We start from the raw sequence: 22959 nt of genomic DNA, 5'->3' as shown, positions 1-22959 counted from the left end.
CGGGCACTTGTCTTTCTTTCGGGGCGTCAAGCGTACTTGATCTGGACAGGCACCAGATTGGCCTGCTTCGGGCTCCACTTGGGCACGCCGTACTTCGTCATATAGCCGAGCGTATTCAGATACGGCTTTACGCTGTTCTCCTCGTTCATCTTCTCAAGCAGCTTCCAGCACGCGATAATATCGTTGAGCGATCGGTGCGCGCCTTCCAGGACGATTCCGTAGCGGTCGCACATGTCTTTCAGGTTATGAGGGTATGTATGCCGGTCGCGAGCGATCGTCAGCGTATCGAGAAAATCGTTGCTGAACGACCGCTTCGCGAATCTCACCAGTGCGTGATGCAGAAATCCGAGGTCGAACAAGGCGTTGTGGGCGACGATAATGCTGTCTCCTATAATCCGGTTCAGGATGCGGAAGGAAGTCTCCTCATCCATTCCATGAACGAGATCGGCGGACGTGAGGCCGGTGATCTCCGTAATTTTCGGAGCCAGCGTTCCTTCGAACCGGACCAGCGTCTGAAATTGGCTGACGATCTCCCCGCCGTAGCAGCGAATGGCCGCAACCTCGATGACGCGGTCGCGCGCGGGATCCAATCCGCTCGTCTCGAAATCGAGCACGGTTATATTGTCCAGTCTCACTGCAATTTCCTCCCCGCAAATGCGAATAAGCTCATATAATGCCGAATAACGGATGATACTGTCATCCCTACATTACCATAATTCGCCTTCCAATATCTAACCCGAAATAATAACGCCACTCCCCTTAACGCCAGCTCCTAATTAGCCCTTCTACACAAGCCTCCACTTGCCAAGCCTCACGCCCTCCAAGCCATCACGTCCGTCAAGCCTCATTGCCTGCCAAGCCTCATTGCCTGCCAAGCCTCATTGCCTGCCAAGCCTCATTGCCTGCCAAGTCCTCACGCCCGCAAGCCGCCCGGCACGAAAAAACCGCCAAAGGGCGCATTACCCTCCGACGGTTCGATCCTCTAACTTTAACGTGCCTAGTGTTTCGTCGTGTCTACCGCGTCGTCGCTTTCGTTGGACATTCTCGTCAACTCGAACAGCTTAAACAGCAGGCTGAAGACGATGGCGACGACCGTAGCGAGTGCCATACCGGTCAGCTCGAAGTCTCCCGACTTGATCTTGAGTCCGCTCAAGCCAGTGACGAGTACGATCGTGGTCAGGAACAGGTTGGTCGGTTTGCTGTAATCGATCTTGGATTCGACGAGCATCCGCAAACCGGACGCCGCGATGATCCCGAACAGCAGCAGCGAGATGCCGCCCATGACCGCGACCGGAATGTTGGCAACGAGCGCCGAAAACTTGCCGAGGAAGCTGAGGATGATGGCGATGACTGCCGCTCCGCCGATGACGAATGTGGAGTAGACGCGGGTCATCGCCAGCACGCCGATGTTTTCCCCGTACGTCGTGTTCGGAGTCGCCCCGACGAAACCGGACAGCATCGTGGATAGTCCGTTGCCGAGCATCGAACGGTGCAGGCCTGGATCTTTGGATAAGTCCTTCTCCACGATGTTGCCGGTCACGATCAGATGGCCGATATGCTCAGCGACGACAACCAGCGCAGCCGGTACGATCGTCAAGATAGCCGCCCAATGGAATACCGGAACCGTGAACGTCGGAGAGTCGAACCAGTTCGTCTCGTCCAGGAATCCGAATTTGATTTCTCCCATCAAATATGCAAGCACGTAGCCGAAGACGATGCCGATCAAAATCGGAATAATGCGCATGAAGCCGCGGAACAGCACGTTGCCCAGAATCGTCACCAGCATCGTCGCGACGGAAATAATGACCGTATTCGCGTCCATTGTCCATTCGGCGTCGCCTGGGGGAGCGATCCATCCTGCCATCTGCGCGGCGACCGGAATCAGCTCCAGGCCGATGACCGCGACGATCGCGCCCATGGCCGCCGGAGGGAATACGACATTGATCCATCCGGTTCCGGCATATTGGATCAAAATCGCGATCAAGGTGAATACCAACCCAGCCGCGATGAATCCGCCAAGCGCAGCCGCGTAGCCGTCGCTTTCGGAGGCGTACATGCCGATAACGGCGCCCGCCGGCGAGATAAAGGCGAAGCTGGAGCCGAGGTAGGCGGGGATTTTGCCTTGGCAGATCCACAGGTACAGCAGCGTGCCGATACCGTTCATCAGCAGGCAGACCGCCGGATCCACGCCGAGGAGGTTCGGGACAAGTACCGTGGAGCCGAACATCGCGAACAGATGCTGCAGGCTCAACGTCAAGCTTTGCCCGATGGGGGGTCTCTCATGAACCCCGATTGCGCGTCTCATAGTCTGTTTTCCTCCAAAATAATCGTCTGATCTTCGAGATTTTCCTTGTTGATTCTACATACAAGTCCGTTCATTTGACAAGCGTTTTCTTTAGGACCTGCCAAGTTTCGATCTAGCCCTCTCAATGAGCTGCCAACGGCATCATGGCATCTATTATTCGTAGCGCCTTCATTTTCGTTATTTGCCATGGATCATCGGATTTTTCAATGCCACGAATCATCGGAACTTCCCCCGCCGATAGAAGCTCCTTTTCCCCGCTTTTCTCGGTATCCCGTTGAGTCAGGGAAGTCGTGCGCCTTAAGTATGATCCTTTCCGAGTCGCGCCTTTTTATCGGTATCCCGTCTAAGTCAGTTCTAGTCAGTTCGCGTTGCCTCGACCTATCGCTTTTTCTCCCTTTTGTCGCTATCCCCTTCCGTCAGTTCGTTCTATCTCGACCGGTCTCATCTTTCGTTTTCTCCCCTTTTTCCGATCTCCCGTTGGTTCAGGATGGACTATTTCTCATCCGAGATCGATATATCGCTTATTCTCCTTTTGCCGGTATCCCGTTAGCTCAGAAACCTGATCAACCGACATTAGCGAAGAGACTATCCCGTTCGGTCAGTTGTTGCATTTCGTGCTATTTATGAATTTCACACTGATTCGCCCTTGAGAGTATCCCCGTCGCTCAGTACAAATCCAATTCGTTGGAAATCGGGCTTGTTAAAATGAAGGGAAGCTGTTTACAAATACAAAGAATAGAGAGGAGGATTACCCAAGTTTAAGCGATTGTTGCCGTGCGGCTCGAGTTAATCTGTTAGAGCGGGAACCGTCGGCAGTCTTAGTGAGCTCCGGGTAGGTGATTCTAGAAGAATGGATGCAATCCGCGAGTAATTGAACGTAGAGGGTGGAGCGGCCGCGATTGTAATAATAGCAAAATTGATCAAGATACGCCTGCAGGTGCTTAGGACCGATGCCTAGAAACGTTCGGCCAATCCACCAAGTCACATCGTACCCCATCCACACGAGCTTTTTATTCATATCCCGTCCGTACTTTCGGGTTACGATCACGTTTTTCACATCGTCAGGATGAACATGAGCGCGAATAAAAGGTGCCGTATCCGGGCAGTCGTACTTGTCTTTTAACCGGGCTTTGGATTGCAGTTTAATCACGATCGTGTTTGGAGTGCCGTCGCTCGCATCCGAAGCGCCGATCAGCAGAGGCTGTTCTTGTTGATGCCAGTCGAAGGAAGGAACCATCCGTTTGCAATAGACGGAATCCGAAACGCGAACAATGCCCGAGAGCAGCCGATTCGATTCTCTCGCAGCCATGGCGCGGCGAATTTTGTGACAGATCAACCAGGCCGTTTTGTAGGTGACATGGATCGCTTCGGAGAGCTGGCGGGCATTCACGCAGCGGGGCTGGGCATGCAGAAAAACGGCCTGGAACCAACGATGAAGAGGCGTACGGCTGCCCTCCATAATGGTGCCGGCGATCAAGGAAGTTTGCGTATGGCAGGAGCGGCATTCGTAGAGCGGAATCCGACGGGTGGAAATGAGATAGAAAAGCGGGTGGTTGCAGCGCGGACAGCGAAAGCCGTCGGGCCACTTCAACTCGAACAGAACAGGGAAACAATCCGCTTCCTCTTTAAAGACGGAACAGAATTTTTGGAATTTCTCCGCGGCTTCTTTAAGGCTCATACGAATCTCCTCTCCTCTCCCTTTCGCGTATAGCGAACTGATGTTCCTTTTCATTATACCAAACATTTGTTCTCATTTAAAGCTACAATTTGGTTGATTTTTCTCTTTATTTGTCCTGATTCGCAACTGACTGAAAGGGATATCGGCAAAAGGGGCGAAAAGCTGTAAAGCGTGGTATAGCGTAAACTGACCGGAAGGGATACCGGCAAAAGGGTGTGAAAAGACGGTGGGGCAGGTGCGGTGTGAACTGAATGAAAGGGATAGCGACAAATGTGATGAAAGAGAGGTGTGCTAATGGGGAACACCGGTGCGTGTTTGCTTGAACGTGGACTGCCGGGAGGTTCCTATTGAACAGAAGAGTCGTCGCTTGACCGCAAACTGAACACTCTTCCGGCCATGAACAAGAACATGGGAAGGAAATTGAAGGGGAGGAGAAGAAAGATACCTCCGTCCACGGCAGGTTTGAACAGAAAAACGAATAAGGAGTGCGAAATGAACGGAAGGTAGAAAATCCATCCGATTCCGTTGCCAAGCGTCCCTCCGCCTCCGCCCGAGAGGCTGGAAAGGCACAAAAAGAACCAAATGACAAACCCGATAATGCTGGGGATGGAAACTGACCGTAAAAACTCGGGAAGATTATCGTTATAATCAAGTCAAGTTCCGATAAATACATAAGCAATTACGGAAATCAAACTATACGCGACAAAGAATGAATCCCAATGCTTAAAATGGGGCTCGAACAGGAAAATAAAAAAGGCGCAAATAAGAAAAAGCAGAGAAGAGCCCAAATAGAACAAGGTGGTTAATTTCCGGTTTCGGCTAATTTTAGATCACCGCTCGTTTCATTGTCGATTTCGAATACATTTTCTGGTACCTATGATACCCTTTTATGAAATAAACCGTAAAGCTTGTTTTGCATTGAAACCAAGGAAGATGATTGTACGTAACCGATTTTATAGGGAAGTCCGGGAAGGAGAAGATAAAATGGGCAAATGGTTTTTGCATCCGCTAAGAGTGAGATATCAGGAGACGGACCAGATGGGGGTCGTCTATCACGTCAACTATTTGAATTGGTTCGAGATCGGCAGGACGGAATGGGTGCGGCGGGCGGGAATTGCCTATCGGGAGTTGGAAGCCAGAGGTTTGCTGCTCCCGGTCACGCATTTGGAGGCTTCGTTCCAACAGGCGGCGCATTACGACGAGTGGATAACCGTCTGTACGCGCATCTCCGAGATGACCAGCCTTCGCGTCGGGTTCGAATCGAGAGTGCTCGGAGGCAACTTGACGGACAGTTTGGGCGATCTGTATGAAGGAGAGGAGCCGCCCGGCACGCTTCTCGTTAAGGGATCCACGCGCCATGTGTGGGTGAACAAGGAATGGAAGCCCGTTCGATTCGCGCGCGAAGCTCCCGATTGGTATGATAAAATGACTGTATTGGCGGGACTAGACGGATAAGGAGAGGGTGACGGCTTTGCCAAGAAAGCTGCTGACGATTATCGTACTGGCGATTCTGATCGAAATCTGGGGCATTTATATGATGGGAAGTTGGATCGGGGGATTCTGGACGTTCGGGCTTCTGCTGGCGACAAGCTTGCTCGGAGCCTACTTGATCCAGACGGAAGGCCGCAAAGTGTGGCGTCAGGCGCAGCAGCAGATGCAGAGCGGCCAGCCGCCGGGACATACTTTGCTTGAGGGACTGTGCGTGCTGGCCGGGGGCATTCTGCTCATCGTTCCGGGCTTTATCTCGGACATCGTCGGACTGACGCTGCTGCTCCCGCTTACCCGTCCGCTGTACCGGCTGTATATGTATCGCTGGCTCGAGCGCCTGGTGCGCGGAGGCCGATTCACGATCAACCGGGGACCGGACCGCTGGTAAACATAACAACGATACGGCTGTCGCTTAGCGGCCGCCGTATTTCACATAGCGTCCGATATCCCGGAACACGTTCGCCCGATGGCAGGCGGTCAGGATGACGACGGCGATCGGCCCGATGATCAGGCCGAATATGCCGAACAGCTTCAGACCCGCGAACATCGCGATCAGCGTAGGCAGCGGGTCCAATCCGACGCTGGAGGCGAGCACTTTGGGCTCGATGATCTGGCGGGCGACGAGGATAATGCCGTACAGCGCCGACAGCCCCGTCCCGAGCGTCCAGTTCCCGGTCAGAAACTCGTAGGCGATCCAGGGGATCATCGCGGCGCCGACGCCCAAGTACGGGAGCAGATCGACGAATCCGATAAGGAGGCCGATCGCCAGCGCGTTTTTAACCCCGATCAGCCATAACCCGATAATGATGACGACGGCCGTAATGGAGATCATGATGAGCTGCGCCCGCACGTATCCGAACAGGGCGAAGCGCAGGTCTCTCCATACTGCGCCGATTTTTCGGACGAGCGCCCGGGGAAACCACAGCTGAATGCGAGTTCCGTAGCGGTTCCAATCCTTGCCGATGAAGAACGAGGCGAGCAGCACGACGATGGCGATCGTCATGACCGCGGGCAGCGAGTACAAAATGCGGACGATGCCGCCGAAGAACAGGCTGATCAGCCCGGTTCCCGTATTCGTAATCGCTTGCGCGGTATTGGAGAGGCTGTTGTTGATCGTATCCTTGTAGCCGGGATTGTGCAGGTAGAAGTCGTTGATCCGGCTCATGACGTCCTGAATTTCCGGATTGGCCAGCAAGTCGTTGAACGATTTCTCCGCCCAGGCGACCAGGTTCTGCAGCGAGCGGGACAACGCTACGATTTCGTCGACGAGGCGCATGACGAGGGCGGACGCGATCGCCAGCAATGCCGACGTGAACAGGAGCAGCGTGACGCCGACCGCAAGCCATCTGGGAAGCCGCGCTCTGACGTGGAGGAGGCCGACCAGCGGGTTCAAGGCATAGGCGAGCAGCCAGCCCAGCAGGAACGGATACAGGAAGGGCAGCGACCACCACAGCGCCAGCAGCGCCGTCGTCAACATCGCGGCCACGAGCAGCAAACGGGACAACTGGGCTCCGATTTTCCGATCCATGCCGATCGCCTCTTTCTCGAACCGGATTTCATTTCACATTCCGCTAACGCAACGTTGATCTAGAGTTTACAATCGACCAACATAATGAAGGAAACAAGTCGGCGCAGCAGTTGGTCGCTGGCATTTCGAACAGGGGGAAGCGGATTGTCTAGCGTCAAGAAATACATTAACCGCGATTTAAGCTGGCTGGAATTCAACAGGAGGGTGCTCGAAGAAGCCGAAGATCCGGGCACTCCCCTTCTGGAGCGATTCCAGTTTCTGTCCATCGTGCAGAGCAACCTAGATGAGTTTATGAGCGTCAGGGTCGCGGGATTACAAGCTCAGAGCAAAGCCGGCTACTCGAAAACGGATTTTACCGGCTACACGCCCCAAGGATTGCTCAAACGGCTGATGAAACGGAGTATACGGATGGTGCGCGAACAGTACCGGACGTATCGCGATCTGCTCAGGCTGCTGGCCAAGGAAGGCGTGTCGCTGGCCTCGTACGCGGACTTGCATCAGGAGCAGCAGCAGATTCTGACGGAGCATTTCAAACAGATCGTCTACCCGGTACTGACTCCGATGGCGGTCGACCAGAGTCGTCCGTTTCCTCTCGTTCATAGCAAGGAGCAGTATTTGGCCGTCGTTCTGAAGAGGGAGCATGCGGGAACGCCGGAAGACGAGGAGGAGACGTACTGCGCGATCGTTCAGGTGCCTTCGATTCTGGCCCGAACGGTTCTCGTGCCCGGAAGAAGAAACAGCCGAAAGCTCGTCTATCTGCTGCTTGAGGATTTGATCAAGGAGCATATCGGCTTGCTGTTCAGCGGATACCGCGTCGTAGCGGTGCATGCTTTCCGCGCGACGCGCAATTCCGACTTGACGCCTAATGAGGAGGGCGCAGATGATCTGCTGCAGGAGATCGAGAAGGAGCTGCGCCGCCGCCAGAGAGGATTGCCGGTAAGGCTCGAGGTCGAGAAAGGCATTCATTCGGAAGCGCTCGATCTGCTGAAGGACGAGCTGGAGCTGTCCGACGAGTTTATCGACGAGATCGACGGGCCGCTGGACTTGGGCTTCCTGTCCAAATTCGCCGCGGCCCTCCCGAATTACGATCATCTCCGGTATCCGAAGTACGAGCCGGTGTATCCCGAGGAGTTCGACGAGACTGACGACATTCTGTCCGTGCTCCGGGAGAGGGACGTGCTCGTCTATCATCCGTACGAATCGTTCGAGATCGTTAACGATTTCGTGCTGCAAGCGGCGGCCGATCCCGACGTGCTTGCAATCAAGATGACGCTGTACAGGGTCAACGTCAACTCCGTGCTCATTCAGGCGCTGTCGAGCGCGGCCGAATCCGGCAAGCAGGTGACGGTCGTCGTGGAGATCAAGGCGAGATTCGACGAAGCGCGCAACATCGCCTGGGCGCGTCAGCTCGAGAAATCGGGATGCCACGTCGTGTACGGTCTGGTCGGATTAAAAACGCATGCGAAAATCACGCTCGTCGTGCGCAAGGAAGACGTAGCGCTCAGAAGATACGTGCATGTGGGGACGGGGAACTACAACGAGAGCACGGCGCGCTTTTATACCGACGCGGGATTGTTCACGAGCCATCCGGCCATCGGAGCGGACGCGACCGCGCTGTTCAACGAAATGACGGGGTATTCGGCGCCTCATCTGTGGTCGGCTTTCGCCGTGGCGCCGGTCGGCCTGAAGCCGAAGCTGTTCGAGCTGATCGACCGGGAGATCGCCAACGCCCAAGCGGGCAAAACCGCGCGGATCGTGGCGAAGATGAACTCGCTGTCGAACCAGTCGATGATCGACAAGCTGTACGAGGCGTCCCGGGCGGGGGTTAATATCGATCTGATCGTCAGAGGGGTGTGCTGCCTGCGCCCCGGCGTTCCGGAGCTGAGCGAGAACATCCGGGTCGTCAGCATCGTCGATCGCTATCTCGAGCATGCGAGAATACTCGCGGTGTCTGCCGGAGGCAACGAGGAAGTGTACATTTCCAGCGCGGACTGGATGACCCGGAATTTGAACCGCAGGGTCGAGCTGATGTGTCCGGTGTACGACAAGGGGCTTCGCCTGATGCTGATGAACGTGCTGCAGATGAACTTGGCCGACAACATCAAGGCGAGAGAGCTTCAACCGACGGGCTCGTACGCCCGGGTGACGAACGAACTGGCGCCGCTTCGCAGCCAGTTCGAAGCGGCGGACATTCCGCTGTGGAAATCGGTCGCAGCGGCGTTCGACTCATAGACGGTCCGCGGAAGCGGCGGCGTTCGTCCGGACAACTTGCAATTCGGGAGTCATGCCCCATACTTTCTTGAATTCCTTGGCCATGTTGGCGACTTCCATCCGCTCGACCGGCAGAGGGTCCTCGGACTCGGCGAGCAGCCGGAGCTTCTTGTCTTCGACGGCGATCCCGAGCGCGGAGATCGCCTGGGACTCGCTGCGGTCCAGCGCCGAGGCGAGCAGCAGCAGCGTTCCCAGCCTGACGACCGTCTCCTGGTCGTCGTCCAGAAGCAAGGATTGATAGGGCGACAGCTTTCTCCTGGATGAGCTGGAGCTTCGGTACGAGGCGATCGCCGCGGTCAGAATGGTCTCGCGATGGGACAAGCCGTTCCAATGGGTATGAAGAAGCATGTAGAAGGTATGATCGGCGCAGTCGTTATAGTCGATCGTCGCGCCGATCCGGGACAGGCTGACGGCGGTCTCCAGCAGCCTGCGGCTTTCCTCCGGCAGCGGTGACGAGCCGGCCAGCCGTTCGAACAGAGCCGCGGCCAGCTTGCGCACTTGACGCAGATGCTCGCCCGGCGCGGCGGGATACAACGCGTTCAGATTCCGCACGCTTTCCTCCAGCACGTCGCCGACGGAGGCGGGCAGCGGATACGGCTCGCACGTTTCGTAGAACAGCCCGTCGCGCAACCCGGTGCCGCAGACGGCCAGCGCCGAAGCCCGCGTATGCTTCATTACGCCGAGCAAGACGGCGAGTCCCGGCACGATGACGTCGCCGCGGTCCTTGGACAAGCCGGGGCGCTTGCGGCGCTGGGGAACGGTAATGCGGGCGAGATCCTCCAGCGTGCCGGACACGTCGGCCTCGGACATCTCGTATCCGTGCAGATGCGGGAACGGATAGCCGGATTCGCGCTGCCGAAGCTTGGCCAGCGCGCGCACCGTTCCGCCCAGTCCGATAAGCGGCAGCCCGGGATGCTTGGCGATCCAGGCGGCCCCCTCAAGCAAGCGCTTGGTATCGGCGAATATCTCGTTCATCGTTTCCGGGGTCACGGGGCCTTCTCCCAGGCCGTAACGGGCGGAGACGTTCACGCACCCGATCGGGAACGACACGGCGGAGACGACTTCCCGGTTCCGAAGAAGCGTGATCTCTGTGCTGCCGCCTCCGATATCCACGACGAAACCGTCGTCGAGCGGCAAGCTGTTCAGCATCGCCACGCTTCCGATACGCGCTTCCTCTTCGCCGGACAGAATTTCGATGTCGAGGCCGGAGGCGGAGCGAAGGCGGGCGATGACGTCTTCGCGGTTGACGGCTTGCCGGATCGCCGCCGTGGCGACGGCGCGAATCCGCTCGGCTCCGTGCTTGGCGCAGATGCGGACGTAATGCCGCAGCACTTCCGCAAGCTCGTTCGCCGCTTCGGCGGGCAGCGTGCCGTCCGCCGCCATGCGCTGGCTCAGCCTGGCGGACCAGCGTCCCTGGTCGACAACCCTGTAAGCTCCGTTGCCGGAAATCTGATAGACGGACAAGCGGACGGTGTTGGAGCCGATATCTATAATTCCGGTTACCCGGTTCGTCGTCGTATGCATGCTGCGAGTCCTCCAAACGTTCAAACCTTCTTTGACATTGTTCGTTACATTGTATCATAAATCGTCCGGTGGAATAATTAGGGGCTTTAAGCAAATGATTATAGAGTCGCTTGTTCAAGAACGATTCGTGATGGGCCCGATAAAGCATTTTTATGCCCCCATCGGTTCCATTCGCCTGTGAAATCGATTATCATTAAAAAAGGTCAAAAAATGTTAAGATTGTTACGGTTTGCGTACAATATCGAGCTGGGAGCGATTCTAGCTAGCGCGCAGACTTATGCGGGCATTCCCCGGCGACAGGGCAGACAAGCCGGCGGACATGAATTTTCCGGTCAAAGGAGAGAGAAAAATATGACAGCAACCAAGGGCCTTGAGGGAATCGTCGCCGCGAAGTCTTCCATCAGTTCCATTATTGACGGCGTCCTGACCTATCAAGGCATTAACATCGACGAACTCGCGGAAAAGGCTTCGTTCGAGGAAGTCGTTTATTTGCTGTGGCACGGCAAGCTTCCTACTCAATCGCAGCTTAACGAATTGCAAGCCCAGCTCGGCGAATACGCTTCCGTTCCGGCCGAAGTTATCGAAGGCCTGCGCTTATACCCGAAGAACGCCAACTCGATGGCCGCGCTGCGCACGGCCGTATCCAGTCTGGCCCTATACGATAGCGAAGCGAACGACATGAGCAAGGAAGCGAACTACCGCAAAGCGGTCAGACTGCAAGCGCAGCTGCCGACGGTCGTCGCCGCGTTCGCGCGAATCCGCGAAGGCAAAGAGCCGGTCGCTCCGAAGAAAGGCGCGGGCGTCGCGCATAACTTCCTCTATATGCTGACGGGCGAAGAGCCGGCGCAAGTCGCCATCGAAGCGATGGACAAAGCGCTCGTCCTCCACGCCGACCACGAGCTGAACGCTTCGACCTTCGCGTCCCGCGTCACGGTCGCGACGCTGTCGGACATCTATTCCGGCGTCACGTCGGCGATCGGAGCCCTGAAGGGCCCGCTGCACGGCGGAGCGAACGAAGCGGTCATGGTCATGCTCGACGAGATCGGTTCCTTGGCGAACGTGGAGCCTTACATCCAGAACAAGCTGGACAACAAGGTCAAGATCATGGGCTTCGGCCACCGCGTCTACAAGAACGGCGATCCTCGCGCCAAGCATCTGATGCAGATGTCGCGCCAGCTCGGCGAGCTGAAAGGCGATATGACGCTGTACGAGATGTCCGTCAAGATCGAGGAGCTCGTCACCGGCCAGAAGGGGCTTAAGCCGAACGTGGATTTCTACTCGGCTTCCTGCTACACGATGCTGGGCATTCCGCGCGACCTGTTCACGCCGATCTTCGCGATCAGCCGCGTATCCGGCTGGACGGCCCACATTTTGGAGCAATACGAAGACAACCGTCTGATCCGCCCGCGCGCGGAATACGTCGGTCCGGTAGACCAGCACTACGCGCCGATCTCCCAAAGAGGTTAAAGCAGCATAGCTGTGTGCCGGCGGGTTGCCTCCATCCTCGTTCCGCGGGGGCGGGCCGCCGGTTCTTCGCGAGATGACAAATAGATCATTATTCAGGAGGAGTAACGTAATTATGAAACTCGAAAAATTCGCAGCGCCGACTTCCGGCGAGAAAATCACGGTAACGAACGGCGTACTGAACGTACCTAACAATCCGATCATTCCTTTCATCGAAGGCGACGGCACGGGCCGCGACATCTGGAAAGCTTCCAAGCGCGTGCTTGACGCGGCAGTCGAGAAAGCATACAACGGCGAGAAACAAATCGCTTGGTACGAAGTGTTTGCCGGCGAGAAGGCATTCAATACTTACGGCGAATGGCTGCCTAACGATACGCTCGAAGCGATCCGCGAGATGATCATCGCGATCAAAGGTCCTCTGACTACGCCGATCGGCGGCGGCATCCGCTCCCTGAACGTCGCGCTTCGTCAAGAGCTGGACCTGTACGTCTGTTTGCGTCCGGTTCGCTACTTCACGGGCGTTCCTTCTCCGGTGAAGCGTCCGGAGCTCGTAGACATGGTCATTTTCCGCGAAAACACGGAAGACATCTATGCCGGCATCGAGTACCAATCCGGTACGGAAGAAGTCAAAAAAGTGCTTGAGTTCCTGCAAAAAGAAATGGGCGTCAAAAAAATCCGCTTCCCGGAAACTTCGGGCATCGGCATCAAGCCGGTATCCGCGGAAGGTTCCAAGCGTCTCGTGCGCGCCGCGATCGAATACGCGATCAAGCATAACCGCAAATCCGTTACGCTCGTACACAAAGGCAACATCATGAAGTTCACGGAAGGCGCGTTCAAAAACTGGGGCTACGAAGTGGCCGAGCAAGAATTCGGCGACAAAGTGTTCACTTGGGGCCAATACGACGTCATCAAAGCCGAGCAAGGCGAAGCGGCGGCTAACGCGGCTCAGAAAGCGGCTCTGGACGAAGGCAAAATCCTGGTGAAGGATGCCATCGCCGACATCGCTCTGCAGCAAGTTCTGACCCGTCCGACAGACTTCGACGTCATCGCGACGCTGAACCTGAACGGCGACTACCTGTCCGACGCGCTGGCTGCTCAAGTCGGCGGAATCGGAATCGCTCCCGGAGCGAACATTAACTATGTGACCGGCCATGCGATCTTCGAAGCGACGCACGGCACAGCTCCTAAATATGCGGACAAAGACGTCGTCAACCCGGGCTCCGTTATTCTGTCCGGCGTTATGATGCTCGAGCACTTGGGCTGGCTGGAAGCGGCCGACCTGATCTACAAAGGCCTCGAGAAATCGATCGGCAGCAAAGTCGTTACTTACGACTTCGCCCGTCTGATGGAAGGCGCTACGGAAGTGAAATGCTCCGAGTTCGCCGACGAGATCATCAAGAACTTCTAAATAAGATTCCGTCGCCCGCAAGGGGATGAATCGCAAGGGGAATGAACCGTCGCCTGCATAGGCGGCGGTTCTCCCCGCATAACGGGGTTATGCGGGAAAAGGCAAAATGACAAAGGAGGCAATCAAGTGGCAATCAAACGCGCAAAAATTACGGTCGTAGGCGCCGGCTTCACAGGCGCGACTACGGCGTTGATGCTGGCCCAGAAGGAGTTGGGCGACGTCGTTCTGCTCGATATTCCTCAGCTTGAGAATCCGACGAAAGGCAAGGCGCTCGATATGCTGGAATCGACTCCGGTGCAAGGGGTGGACGCCAACATTATCGGCACGGCGGACTATGCGGATTCCGCGAATTCCGACGTCGTCATCATTACGGCGGGCATCGCCCGCAAACCGGGCATGAGCCGCGACGATCTCGTGAACACGAACGCCGGCATCGTGAAGTCGGTGTGCGAGAATGTCAAAGCGACGAGTCCCAATGCCTACGTCATCATTTTGTCCAACCCGGTCGACGCCATGACTTACGTAGCGAACAAGGCGCTCGGCTTTCCCAAAAATCGCGTGATCGGCCAATCCGGCGTGCTCGATACCGCCCGTTATAACACGTTCCTCGCGCAAGCGCTCAACGTGTCCGTCGAAGACGTGCGCGGCGTCGTGCTCGGCGGCCACGGCGACGATATGGTTCCGCTCGTCCGCTATACGACGATCGGCGGCATTCCCGTCGAGAAGCTGCTTCCGAAGGAGCAGATCGACGCCATCGTGGCCCGCACCCGCACAGGCGGCGGCGAAATCGTCAACCTGCTGGGCAACGGCAGCGCGTATTTCGCTCCGGCGGCATCCCTGGTGCAAATGACGGAAGCGATTCTGAAGGATAAGAAACGGATCCTTCCGGTCATTGCGCTGCTTCAAGGCGAATACGGCTTCGAAAACTTGTTCATGGGCGTGCTCGCCGTGCTTGGCGGGGACGGCATCGAGAAAGTGATCGAGCTTGATCTGACGGCGGAGGAGAAGGCCGCTCTCGAGAAATCCGCGGATTCCGTGCGCAACGTCATCAAGATCGTCGACAACGCGTAACGGATCAAGACGTCTCGGAATCGCCGAAACCCTGCCTCGAACCAGGTCTTCGGCGATTTTTTGCGTCTTGGGCGAGTTGGGCAGCGAGAAGAAGCCGAAACCCAGCCGCCCAGGCTCGAAAAGTTTTGCTCGTCCATTTTTTTGTGTATACTTAGGATGTCTTAGTTTGGTTGATCAATATTGGAGGTTTAGACGAATGGCGAATGTAATGTTGTTTTTGCACGTAGTAGGCGCGGTCGGCATGGGCGTGTACGCGATCCTGCCGTTCGTGGCCGGGAAGTTCAAGCAATTGTCCGGCACCGCGCAGGAAGGGCTGGCCCGAGGGTTGATCTCCGGCGGCAGAATCGGGCAGTATGCCTTGGTTCTCCAACTGATCACGGGCGGCTATCTGTTGACCGGATTAAACGTGTCTTATGCCGTCTCCTGGATCGTGACGGTAGGCATCCTGTTCCTCGCGATCGGCGCCCTCAGCGGCATCGTCCAAGGACCGCTTAAGCGAATCGCGGAAGCATCCGTCAAGGGCGAGAGCGCCAGCGCTTCGATCTCGAAAGTGCAGACGCTTAGCACGATCATTTTCGTTCTGTTTTTGGTCATCATTTGGTTTATGCAAGTACCTTGGTATAAGGCGTAAGCAGAGCGGGCGCAACGCCTCTCGCGGAATCCCCTCCGGTTGCCGGATGGGGATTTTTGCTTAATTCTGTGGAGAATCGCACACGCAATCAACCGCTACGACGCGGGAATCTGGATCAGGGTGCTCGGCTCGGCGTTAACGACGATTACGAGTTTTGGCCGGCTTCGCGCAATACCGCGTCGTCCGCAAATTTTCCGAAGCCGCCTAGTCGGCTTCTTTTTTTTCGAGCGCGGAACAATCTGGGAGCTTTCGTCGTCTGAAGGTAGAGGTGATGAGAAATGAGAACCGCATTGGCGCTGTTCGCGTGCCTGCTGCTGACGTTTGCCGCGGGCGCGATCGCGGCTCCGGGAACGGCTTACGCCTGCTCCTGCGCTGCTCCGCCGTCCGTCGAAGACGAATTGAGCCGCAAGACGGCGATATTTTCCGGCACGGTTACGAAGGTGGTCAAGCCGGATAAAGGGATTATCGACAGCTCGATCGATCGGGTGGAAATGACGTTCGATGTCGAGAACGTGTGGAAAGGCGAGCTGACCAAGCAAACGAAGGTGTATACGGCGATCGGCTCGGAAAGCTGCGGTTACGTGCATTTCAAGGAAGGCGGCCGATACCTCGTGTCCGCCTACGGAATTCCGGACCGGTTGGAGACGGGCATGTGCGAGCTGACGAAACCGATCGATGAAGCCGGGGACGCATTAGAGCAGCTGGGCGCGGGATATGAACCGGTCGAAGGGGGCAAGCCGGGAAGCGTATCGGCCGAAGGGAGCGAGTTGGGAAGCGGATCGGTCGAAGGAGGAGCTTCGGTCTGGGTGTGGATCGGATTAGCTGCCGCCGTCGGCATTGGCGCTCTGATCTTCGTCAGAACCAGAAGCAAAAATAAAGGAGGCGGGCAACGATGAGAAGGAAAAGGGGTGTTCTGTTAGCGTTTCTGGCTGCATTCGTCGTACTGCTCTCGGCTTGCGGAGAGAGCACGGGAACATCGAACGATGGGGCCGGGCAATCTTCCGAAGAGCCGGAGTTTGTCTACACGGGTTATATCGTCGATAGGAAAGGCGATGGAATTCTAGTCACGGGCTCTGTCAAAACGAATATCAGCGACGACGGGGGAGCAAACCACTATTACGAAGCTACCTGGTTTTCCAATGCAGGTACGGAGCACGACATCGGCGAGCGGGTTCGAGTATGGCCGGAAGGACCTATCGCGGAATCTTACCCGGGGCAAGGGAAGGCGGGACGCGTGGAAGCTTTCGCGGCGCAGCAGCCTGACGGCGCGAATCTGACGGAGGCGGAAGCGATCCGCAAGGCGCTGGAAGCTCCAGACGCCGGCGGAATGTTCCCGCCAGCGGTCAAAGCCGCGGAATACAAGGCGAACACCGGGCATTGGCGGATCGAGCTGGCGTACAATGGAGAGGCTCGTACGGTTGTCGTTACCGTTCCGGATAGAGAATAGCTGACTTGAAAGAGTAGTAGGTTCTATTTGTCGATAAAAAAGAGGGACATGTATCTCCTATAGAGCGAAGCGTCTGCTTCTTACGGTCGTGAAATTTCCCTGTTAAGGGTTTATCATTCAGATTTCACGACCGTAATGTCAGCGGAAGGAGATACATGTCCCGCAAAACGAACATGGACAAAGAAATATAGAGGTCAGGTCATCTAAAAGATGGCTTATTCGTACGTTAAGCCAGCCACTCTTCCCAACGGCTCTCCAAGTAATTTTTCATCCACAGGCACACTTCCCACAGATCGGAGACGGGCTGCCGGGTGAACGGAAGCGAATGCAGATAGCCCGGAGGTCCGAACTCGGGGACGAAAATGAGCTGGTCCGCACCTTGATCGCGCCGATGGCGGGCGATGGAGCGCCACCAGGCGTCGTGCGCCGCAAGCGCGTCGGCATGCTCCGGCGCGGCTGGATGATTGACCTGCGGTCCTTCGGCATAGCCGACGCGGGCATGGACGTATGCGGCGCGCGCCGCGATTTTCTCCATCCGTCCGGCCTGATCCTCGAGCAAGGATTCGCATACGACGCACCAGTGGCTGAAGTCGGCGCACAGGCGCAGCTCCGGCAGATCGTTCAGCAGGCGTTCGGTCGTCCACGGCGTATACATCGCCCGTCCGCGGTGCGTCTCATGAACGACGGGGATACCGAGAGAGCGTTCGATTTCCGCCGCTTGGCGATAGAAGCTCAGCTGCTCTTCGTAAGGCATATCGTCTTTCGCGCTATGAGCGTTGATCAGCACCGGCGAGAACGTGGCTGCCCGCTCAAGCTGACTACGGAACGACTCGACGTGATCGCCGTTCGTGAACGCCATCGAGGAATACTCCAGTCCATATCGGGCCAGCAGCTCGCGGAACTTCTCCTCCTCGTCCGGGCCGGGCGGCGGGCTTTCGACCCCGGCATAGCCGGCTGCCGCGATTTTCGCGAATTTTTCCTCAATCGTCAGATGTTCCATTCCCCACAGCGATTTGAATACTTTCAGTTTCATGATGGCTGATCGCCTCCTTCGGTTTCGGATAGTTCGTCGATCGTTCGTTCGAATCCCGGCGCCAGATGGTCGAGAAACCATTCCACTTCGGGAAGCCCGAGCTGCGCCAGCTTTTCTTCGATCTGACTGCGGGCCGTGGCGAACTCGCGGTTGCCCGCGGACATCTCGCTTGTGCACTTCAAATAGGCGTCGAGCAGATCGGCGGCTTTCAGCAGCTTGGCGAGCGCAGGATCGTCCGGCTGGCGCGTGAACAGCGGGGCATAGCTTCCGCGCAGCCGCTCGGGCACGTTGGCCAGCAGCCGCTCGGAGGCCATCGCTTCGATCTCGCGGAAATTGGCGAGAATGCGCGGGTTCTGATGCTTCACGGGCGTCGGAATGTCGCCGGTGAATACCTCCGTCGCATCATGGAACAACGCGTAGGAGGCGAGCTGCTCCGGCTGAACGTCGCGCCCGAATATTTCCCGCGCAATAACGCCCAGGGAATGGGCGATCAGCGCAACGTGGAAGGAATGCTCGGCGACGTTTTCCGGATTCGCGCTGCGCATCAGACTCCAGCGCTCGATATGCTGCAATCGGTACATATACGCCAAAAAATGATTGGACATGAAGGCGGCACCCTTTCTCCGGCAAGTCGGTTTTGCTCGACTTTGGTTAAACTTATAGGGAGCATATATGCTATTATATATTTAATAGGAGTCAACGAATAGAGAGGGGATTCAGCACTTATGTCATCTGCATTCGAACAAAGCGTCTATAAGCTCATCGTAGAAACGTCCACGAATCTTCCGGCGGATGTCCGCCGTGCCATAACCGCCGCCAGAGAGGCGGAAGACCAAGCTACGCGCGCAGGCTTGTCCCTGTCCACAATCGCGCAAAACATCGAAATGGCCGAGTGCAACGTGTCGCCGATCTGCCAGGATACGGGAATGCCTACGTTTGTCGTTCATACGCCGGTCGGCGCCAACCAGATCGTAATGAAGAAGGAGATCCGCAACGCGATCGCCAGAGCGACCAAAGACGGCAAGCTTCGCACCAATTCGGTCGATTCGTTGACGGGCGCGAATACGGGAGACAATCTCGGACCCGGCACGCCGGTCATCCATTTCGAACAGTGGGAGCGCGACGAGGTCGACGTGCGTCTCATTCTTAAAGGCGGCGGCTGCGAGAACAAAAACATTCAATACAGCCTGCCGTGCGAGATCGAAGGGCTCGGCAAAGCGGGACGCGATCTCGACGGTATCCGCAAATGCATTCTGCATGCGGTGTATCAGGCGCAGGGTCAGGGCTGCAGCGCCGGCTTTATCGGAGTCGGCATCGGCGGGGACCGGACGACCGGCTACGAGCTCGCCAAGCAGCAGCTGTTCCGCAACGTCGACGACGTTAACGCGATTCCAGAGCTGGCCCAACTGGAGGACTATGTGCTGGAGAAAGCGAACGAGCTCGGTATCGGCACGATGGGCTTCGGCGGCAACGTTACGCTGCTAGGCTGCAAAGTCGGCGTGGTCAACCGTCTCCCGGCCAGCTTCTTCGTCTCCGTCGCCTACAACTGCTGGGCGTATCGCCGCCAAGGCGTGCTGCTCGACGGCGACACGCACGAGATCAAGAGCTGGATCTACGAAGGCGGCTCGAACGTTCCGATGAAGGACAAGGCGGTTGCGGCGGCGGAAGCGCCCAGAGGGAAAGAAATCGTGCTGCAGATGCCTCTCTCGGAAGAGGATGTGCGCAGCTTGAAAGTAGGAGACGTCGTCATTCTGAACGGCGAGATGCACACGGGTCGGGACGCGCTGCACAAGCACCTGATGGATCACGATTCCCCGATCGACCTGAACGGCGGCGTAATCTATCACTGCGGACCGGTCATGCTCAAGGATTCCGACGGCTGGCATGTGAAGGCGGCGGGGCCGACGACGAGCATTCGCGAGGAGCCGTACCAAGGCGATATCTTGAAAAAATTCGGCTTGCGCGCGGTCATCGGCAAGGGCGGCATGGGGCCGAAAACTCTTGCGGCGCTCCAGGAGCACGGAGCGGTGTACTTGAACGCGGTAGGCGGCGCGGCCCAATATTACGCGGAGTGCATTCAGAAGGTGAACGGCGTCGACTTTATGGAATTCGGCATTCCGGAAGCGATGTGGCATCTGCAGGTCGAAGGCTTCGCGGCGATCGTCACGATGGACGCTCACGGCAACAGCTTGCATGCGGACGTTGACAAAGATTCAAGAGCGAAGCTGGAGCAGTTCAAAGATCCCGTATTCGCGTAACGAAGAAGGAGCGCACCCCCGGTCATGACCAAGTTCCGTTTCAAGCTTACCGTCCTGTTCGTGCTGCTGATCGGCTCTTCCGTGCTGGCGGCCGGTCTGCTCATGGGCAATTCCTATCAGAAAAACCATCAAGAGGCTTTGCGAGATCATATGATTCGCGAGCTGCACGTCCTGAACGCGGCGGTGCCTTGGCCGGGTTCGCTGGACGACGCCCAAGCGAGCGAATACTTGCAGGGACAGGCTCAGCGGTTCAAGGAAATCGCCGAGATGCGCATCACCTATATTCGACCTGACGGAACGGTCATAGGCGACTCCGATCACGATCCCGGGACGATGAACAACCATCTGGACCGGGAGGAAGTGCGCGAAGCGCTGGCGTCCGGAACGGGAAGCAGCATTCGGTACAGCTCTACCGTGAAAGAGCGAATGATGTATGTGGCGATTCAAGTGAGCGCGGGCGAGGGCTCCGCTGCGACGGGAGTCGTGCGTCTGGCGATGAGCCTCGGGGACGTCGAGCGGAGCCTGGACAACATGTGGCTGGCGCTTATTTTCGGGCTGCTTCTGTTGTTCGTCGTAGCCGGAGCGGTCAGCTACCGCGTCGCGCTTGGCGTGACGAGGCCGCTGGAGCGGATGACTTCGGCGGCGAAGCGGATGGCCAATATGGATTACGCGACGCGGGTGCCGGAGGGCGGCAAGGACGAGGTCGGCGAGCTGGCGCGCGCGCTGAACGCGATGGCGGCCAGCTTGCAGGATCAGCTCGATGAAATCCGCGACAACGGAACGCGGCTGCAGAGCGTGCTCGACAATATGACGAGCGGCGTCGTCATGATCGCGCCCGACGGCAAAATTACTTTGTACAACCGCGAAGCGGAGCTGCTGCTCGGCAGCACGGTGCGCGAGCGCGTCGGCCGGCACGTCACGGAAATCCGCCAGCATTTCGAGCTGGTCAACCTGATCCGCGAAGTTCTGGAGCAGCCGGTTGCGGTTCACGAGGAGCTGACGGTGTATTATCCGGAGGAGCGGCTGCTCGAAATTCATATCGTGCCGATGACGATGGGCGGCGACGACGAGCAAGGCTTGCTGCTCGTGCTGCAGGACGTGACGGCGATCCGCCGTCTGGAGCGGATGCGCAGCGAGTTCGTCGCCAACGTCTCGCACGAGCTGAAGACGCCGGTAGCCGCGGTGAAAGGCTTTGCAGAGACGCTGCTCGCGGGGGCGATGAACGACGAGGAGACGGCGAGATCTTTCCTGACGATCATTCAGGACGAGAGCGACCGGCTGAACCGGCTGATCGGAGACATTCTGGAGCTGTCGAAGATCGAGTCGCGCCGTTCTCCGCTGCAATTTTCTCCGATCGACCTGCCGGCCTTCCTCGCACGGATGACCGAGCTGCTGTCGCCGGAAGCGGCGAAGAAGAGCATCGAGCTGGACGTGCAGACGGAGGAGGAGCTGTTCCTCGAAGCGGACGAAGACCGCCTCGGCCAGATCGTCATGAATCTGATGCAGAACGGGATCAACTACACGCCTGAAGGCGGCAAGGTGAGAGTGCGGGCGGAGATCGTGGAGGCGGATGGCGGAGACGAGGAACTGGTGCGCATTACGGTGTCGGATACCGGGATCGGCATTCCGAAGAAGGACATCCCGCGCATTTTCGAGCGGTTCTACCGCGTCGACAAAGCCCGTTCCCGCAGCTCCGGAGGCACCGGCCTCGGGCTGTCGATCGTCAAGCATCTGACCGAGCTGCATCGCGGAACGATTCGGGTGGAAAGCACGGTCGGCGCGGGTTCACGGTTTATTTTGGAGCTGCCGCTGCTGCAACCGTAAATCAGGCCAGTCTATTTTACGTTGAGTTAACATTTGCATGATGTTGGCTTTACAGTGGTATGATAAAACTAACATAGATGAGCCATTAAGGCAGGGAATCCTGCCTATCCGGAGGTACGCATGTCGGACAAAGTTTTGATTATAGAGGATGAACCGACGCTCGCCCGTCTCGTAACCTACAACCTCTCACAGGAAGGCTATGAAACGGAAGTGGTAGGAAACGGGGCGGAAGGGCTTCATAAAGCGATACATGAATCCTATGCGATTATCTTCCTGGACCTGATGCTCCCGGGCATGAACGGCTTCGAAGTGCTCCAGAAGCTGCGGCAGAACGGCGTGCGCACGCCCGTCATCATTCTGACCGCGAGGAACGCGGAGGAGGAAGTCGTGCAAGGGCTTAAGCTTGGGGCGGACGATTACATTACGAAGCCGTTCGGCGTGGCGGAGCTGCTCGCCCGGACGTCGGCCGTGCTTAGGCGCTCGCGCAACGAGGAGAGCAAGCCGGCGAAAGCGGCGGACGGCGAGAAGGTCATCTCGATCGGCGATCTGCAGATTTTCCCCGACAAGTACGAGGTGTTCTCGGGAGGCCAGTGGATTACGCTTCGGCCGAAGGAGTTCGAGGTGCTGCTGTACTTGGCGGAACGGCCCGGCATCGTCATTACGCGGGACGACCTGATGAACGTCGTATGGGGCTTCGATTACATCGGCGGCCAACGCACCGTAGACGTGCACGTCAGCTCCCTGCGCAAGAAGCTGGAGCTGAACCAGCAGAGCGTGCAGATCGATTCGATCCGCGGCGTCGGCTACAAGCTGTTCGTCAACCGGAAGACGACTTCGAATCATTAAGAGCATCCGAACTTATATCGCAATCATCGCCCGGTCCTGCGACTCGGGCGTTTTTTCTTGGCGCTATTGAAGGTTCTGTCAAACCGGGAACGGCCGTAAGACTTCGTGAGCTCAGGATAGGGGAGAAATCGGCCATGCGACCGATCGACAAGACTCAGGTGCAAGAGGGAGCGGTTTATCCCC

19 protein-coding genes are annotated in these 22959 nt (G+C 57.2%); 12 read left to right on the top strand and 7 right to left on the bottom strand.

What is annotated here, in order from left to right:
* Positions 1–26: 26 nt before the first annotated feature.
* From ACESLM_RS14555 to ACESLM_RS14545, 3 genes are all read right to left on the bottom strand, one after another.
* A complete protein-coding gene (locus tag ACESLM_RS14555) occupies positions 27–635 on the bottom strand; it encodes a 3'-5' exonuclease (protein WP_372632298.1) in 609 nt (202 codons plus the stop codon).
* A gap of 362 nt (positions 636–997) precedes the next feature.
* The gene (gene uraA / locus ACESLM_RS14550; RefSeq protein WP_372632297.1) at positions 998–2305 is read right to left on the bottom strand and encodes a uracil permease; all 1308 of its coding nucleotides are present in this window, start codon (positions 2303–2305) and stop codon (positions 998–1000) included.
* A 748-nt stretch (positions 2306–3053) separates the two neighbouring features.
* Positions 3054–3983, bottom strand: coding sequence for a transposase (locus ACESLM_RS14545; RefSeq protein ID WP_372632296.1), 930 nt, complete (start codon positions 3981–3983; stop codon positions 3054–3056).
* A gap of 984 nt (positions 3984–4967) precedes the next feature.
* Between ACESLM_RS14545 and ACESLM_RS14540 the strand changes: the two genes are divergently transcribed.
* Positions 4968–5438 carry an acyl-CoA thioesterase gene (locus ACESLM_RS14540; RefSeq protein ID WP_372632295.1) on the top strand — a complete coding sequence of 157 codons (471 nt, stop codon included), beginning with the start codon at positions 4968–4970 and terminating at the stop codon, positions 5436–5438.
* 16 nt (positions 5439–5454) lie between these two features.
* Positions 5455–5859: an FxsA family protein gene (locus tag ACESLM_RS14535; protein ID WP_372632294.1), complete on the top strand. Its 405-nt coding sequence runs from the start codon at positions 5455–5457 to the stop codon at positions 5857–5859.
* 24 nt (positions 5860–5883) lie between these two features.
* Here ACESLM_RS14535 and ytvI read toward each other — a convergent pair whose 3' ends face one another.
* Positions 5884–6999, bottom strand: coding sequence for a sporulation integral membrane protein YtvI (gene ytvI, locus ACESLM_RS14530; RefSeq protein ID WP_372632293.1), 1116 nt, complete (start codon positions 6997–6999; stop codon positions 5884–5886).
* 84 nt (positions 7000–7083) lie between these two features.
* On the opposite strand from ytvI, the gene ppk1 reads away from it, so the two are divergent.
* A complete protein-coding gene (ppk1, locus tag ACESLM_RS14525) occupies positions 7084–9231 on the top strand; it encodes a polyphosphate kinase 1 (RefSeq protein WP_372632292.1) in 2148 nt (715 codons plus the stop codon).
* Here the strand turns inward: ppk1 and ACESLM_RS14520 are convergent.
* Positions 9226–10794: a Ppx/GppA phosphatase family protein gene (locus tag ACESLM_RS14520; protein ID WP_372632291.1), complete on the bottom strand. Its 1569-nt coding sequence runs from the start codon at positions 10792–10794 to the stop codon at positions 9226–9228. The two genes, ppk1 and ACESLM_RS14520, sit on opposite strands and share 6 nt — an antisense overlap.
* Before the next feature lie 351 nt (positions 10795–11145).
* Between ACESLM_RS14520 and citZ the strand changes: the two genes are divergently transcribed.
* From citZ to ACESLM_RS14490, 6 genes are all read left to right on the top strand, one after another.
* The gene (gene citZ, locus ACESLM_RS14515; protein WP_372632290.1) at positions 11146–12261 is read left to right on the top strand and encodes a citrate synthase; all 1116 of its coding nucleotides are present in this window, start codon (positions 11146–11148) and stop codon (positions 12259–12261) included.
* Between the two features lie 112 nt (positions 12262–12373).
* Positions 12374–13666, top strand: a complete 1293-nt coding sequence (gene icd / locus ACESLM_RS14510; RefSeq protein ID WP_372632289.1) for an NADP-dependent isocitrate dehydrogenase — start codon at positions 12374–12376, stop codon at positions 13664–13666.
* A gap of 126 nt (positions 13667–13792) precedes the next feature.
* Complete coding sequence (gene mdh / locus ACESLM_RS14505) at positions 13793–14737, top strand: malate dehydrogenase (protein ID WP_094041962.1); 945 nt, start codon at positions 13793–13795, stop codon at positions 14735–14737.
* A 196-nt stretch (positions 14738–14933) separates the two neighbouring features.
* On the top strand, positions 14934–15368 hold the full coding sequence (locus tag ACESLM_RS14500; protein WP_094041961.1) for a DUF2269 family protein: 435 nt from the start codon (positions 14934–14936) through the stop codon (positions 15366–15368).
* A 278-nt stretch (positions 15369–15646) separates the two neighbouring features.
* Positions 15647–16264 carry a hypothetical protein gene (locus ACESLM_RS14495; RefSeq protein ID WP_372632288.1) on the top strand — a complete coding sequence of 206 codons (618 nt, stop codon included), beginning with the start codon at positions 15647–15649 and terminating at the stop codon, positions 16262–16264.
* Positions 16261–16815 carry a DUF3221 domain-containing protein gene (locus tag ACESLM_RS14490; RefSeq protein WP_372632287.1) on the top strand — a complete coding sequence of 185 codons (555 nt, stop codon included), beginning with the start codon at positions 16261–16263 and terminating at the stop codon, positions 16813–16815. Before ACESLM_RS14495 ends, ACESLM_RS14490 begins: the two co-directional genes overlap by 4 nt.
* Before the next feature lie 226 nt (positions 16816–17041).
* On the opposite strand, the gene ACESLM_RS14485 is transcribed toward ACESLM_RS14490, so the two are convergent.
* Together ACESLM_RS14485 and yfbR are read right to left on the bottom strand one after the other, a co-directional pair.
* The gene (locus tag ACESLM_RS14485; protein WP_372632286.1) at positions 17042–17848 is read right to left on the bottom strand and encodes a sugar phosphate isomerase/epimerase family protein; all 807 of its coding nucleotides are present in this window, start codon (positions 17846–17848) and stop codon (positions 17042–17044) included.
* On the bottom strand, positions 17845–18453 hold the full coding sequence (yfbR, locus tag ACESLM_RS14480) for a 5'-deoxynucleotidase (RefSeq protein WP_372632285.1): 609 nt from the start codon (positions 18451–18453) through the stop codon (positions 17845–17847). The genes ACESLM_RS14485 and yfbR overlap by 4 nt, the downstream gene beginning before the upstream one ends.
* 120 nt (positions 18454–18573) lie before the next feature.
* On the opposite strand from yfbR, the gene ACESLM_RS14475 reads away from it, so the two are divergent.
* The 3 genes from ACESLM_RS14475 to ACESLM_RS14465 all read left to right on the top strand — a co-directional run bounded on the left by ACESLM_RS14475 (position 18574) and on the right by ACESLM_RS14465 (position 22776).
* Positions 18574–20106: a fumarate hydratase gene (locus tag ACESLM_RS14475; protein ID WP_372632284.1), complete on the top strand. Its 1533-nt coding sequence runs from the start codon at positions 18574–18576 to the stop codon at positions 20104–20106.
* Between the two features lie 24 nt (positions 20107–20130).
* Positions 20131–21930 (top strand): two-component system histidine kinase PnpS, encoded by a 1800-nt coding sequence (pnpS, locus tag ACESLM_RS14470; protein ID WP_372632283.1) that lies wholly within the window; start codon positions 20131–20133, stop codon positions 21928–21930.
* Between the two features lie 120 nt (positions 21931–22050).
* Positions 22051–22776: a response regulator transcription factor gene (locus ACESLM_RS14465; RefSeq protein WP_372632282.1), complete on the top strand. Its 726-nt coding sequence runs from the start codon at positions 22051–22053 to the stop codon at positions 22774–22776.
* Positions 22777–22959: the final 183 nt, after the last annotated feature.

The sequence above is a fragment of the Cohnella sp. genome, from assembly GCF_041641335.1.
Taxonomy (GTDB): Bacteria; Bacillota; Bacilli; order Paenibacillales; family Paenibacillaceae; genus Cohnella.
This window is presented reverse-complemented; position numbering and strand designations above follow the sequence as displayed.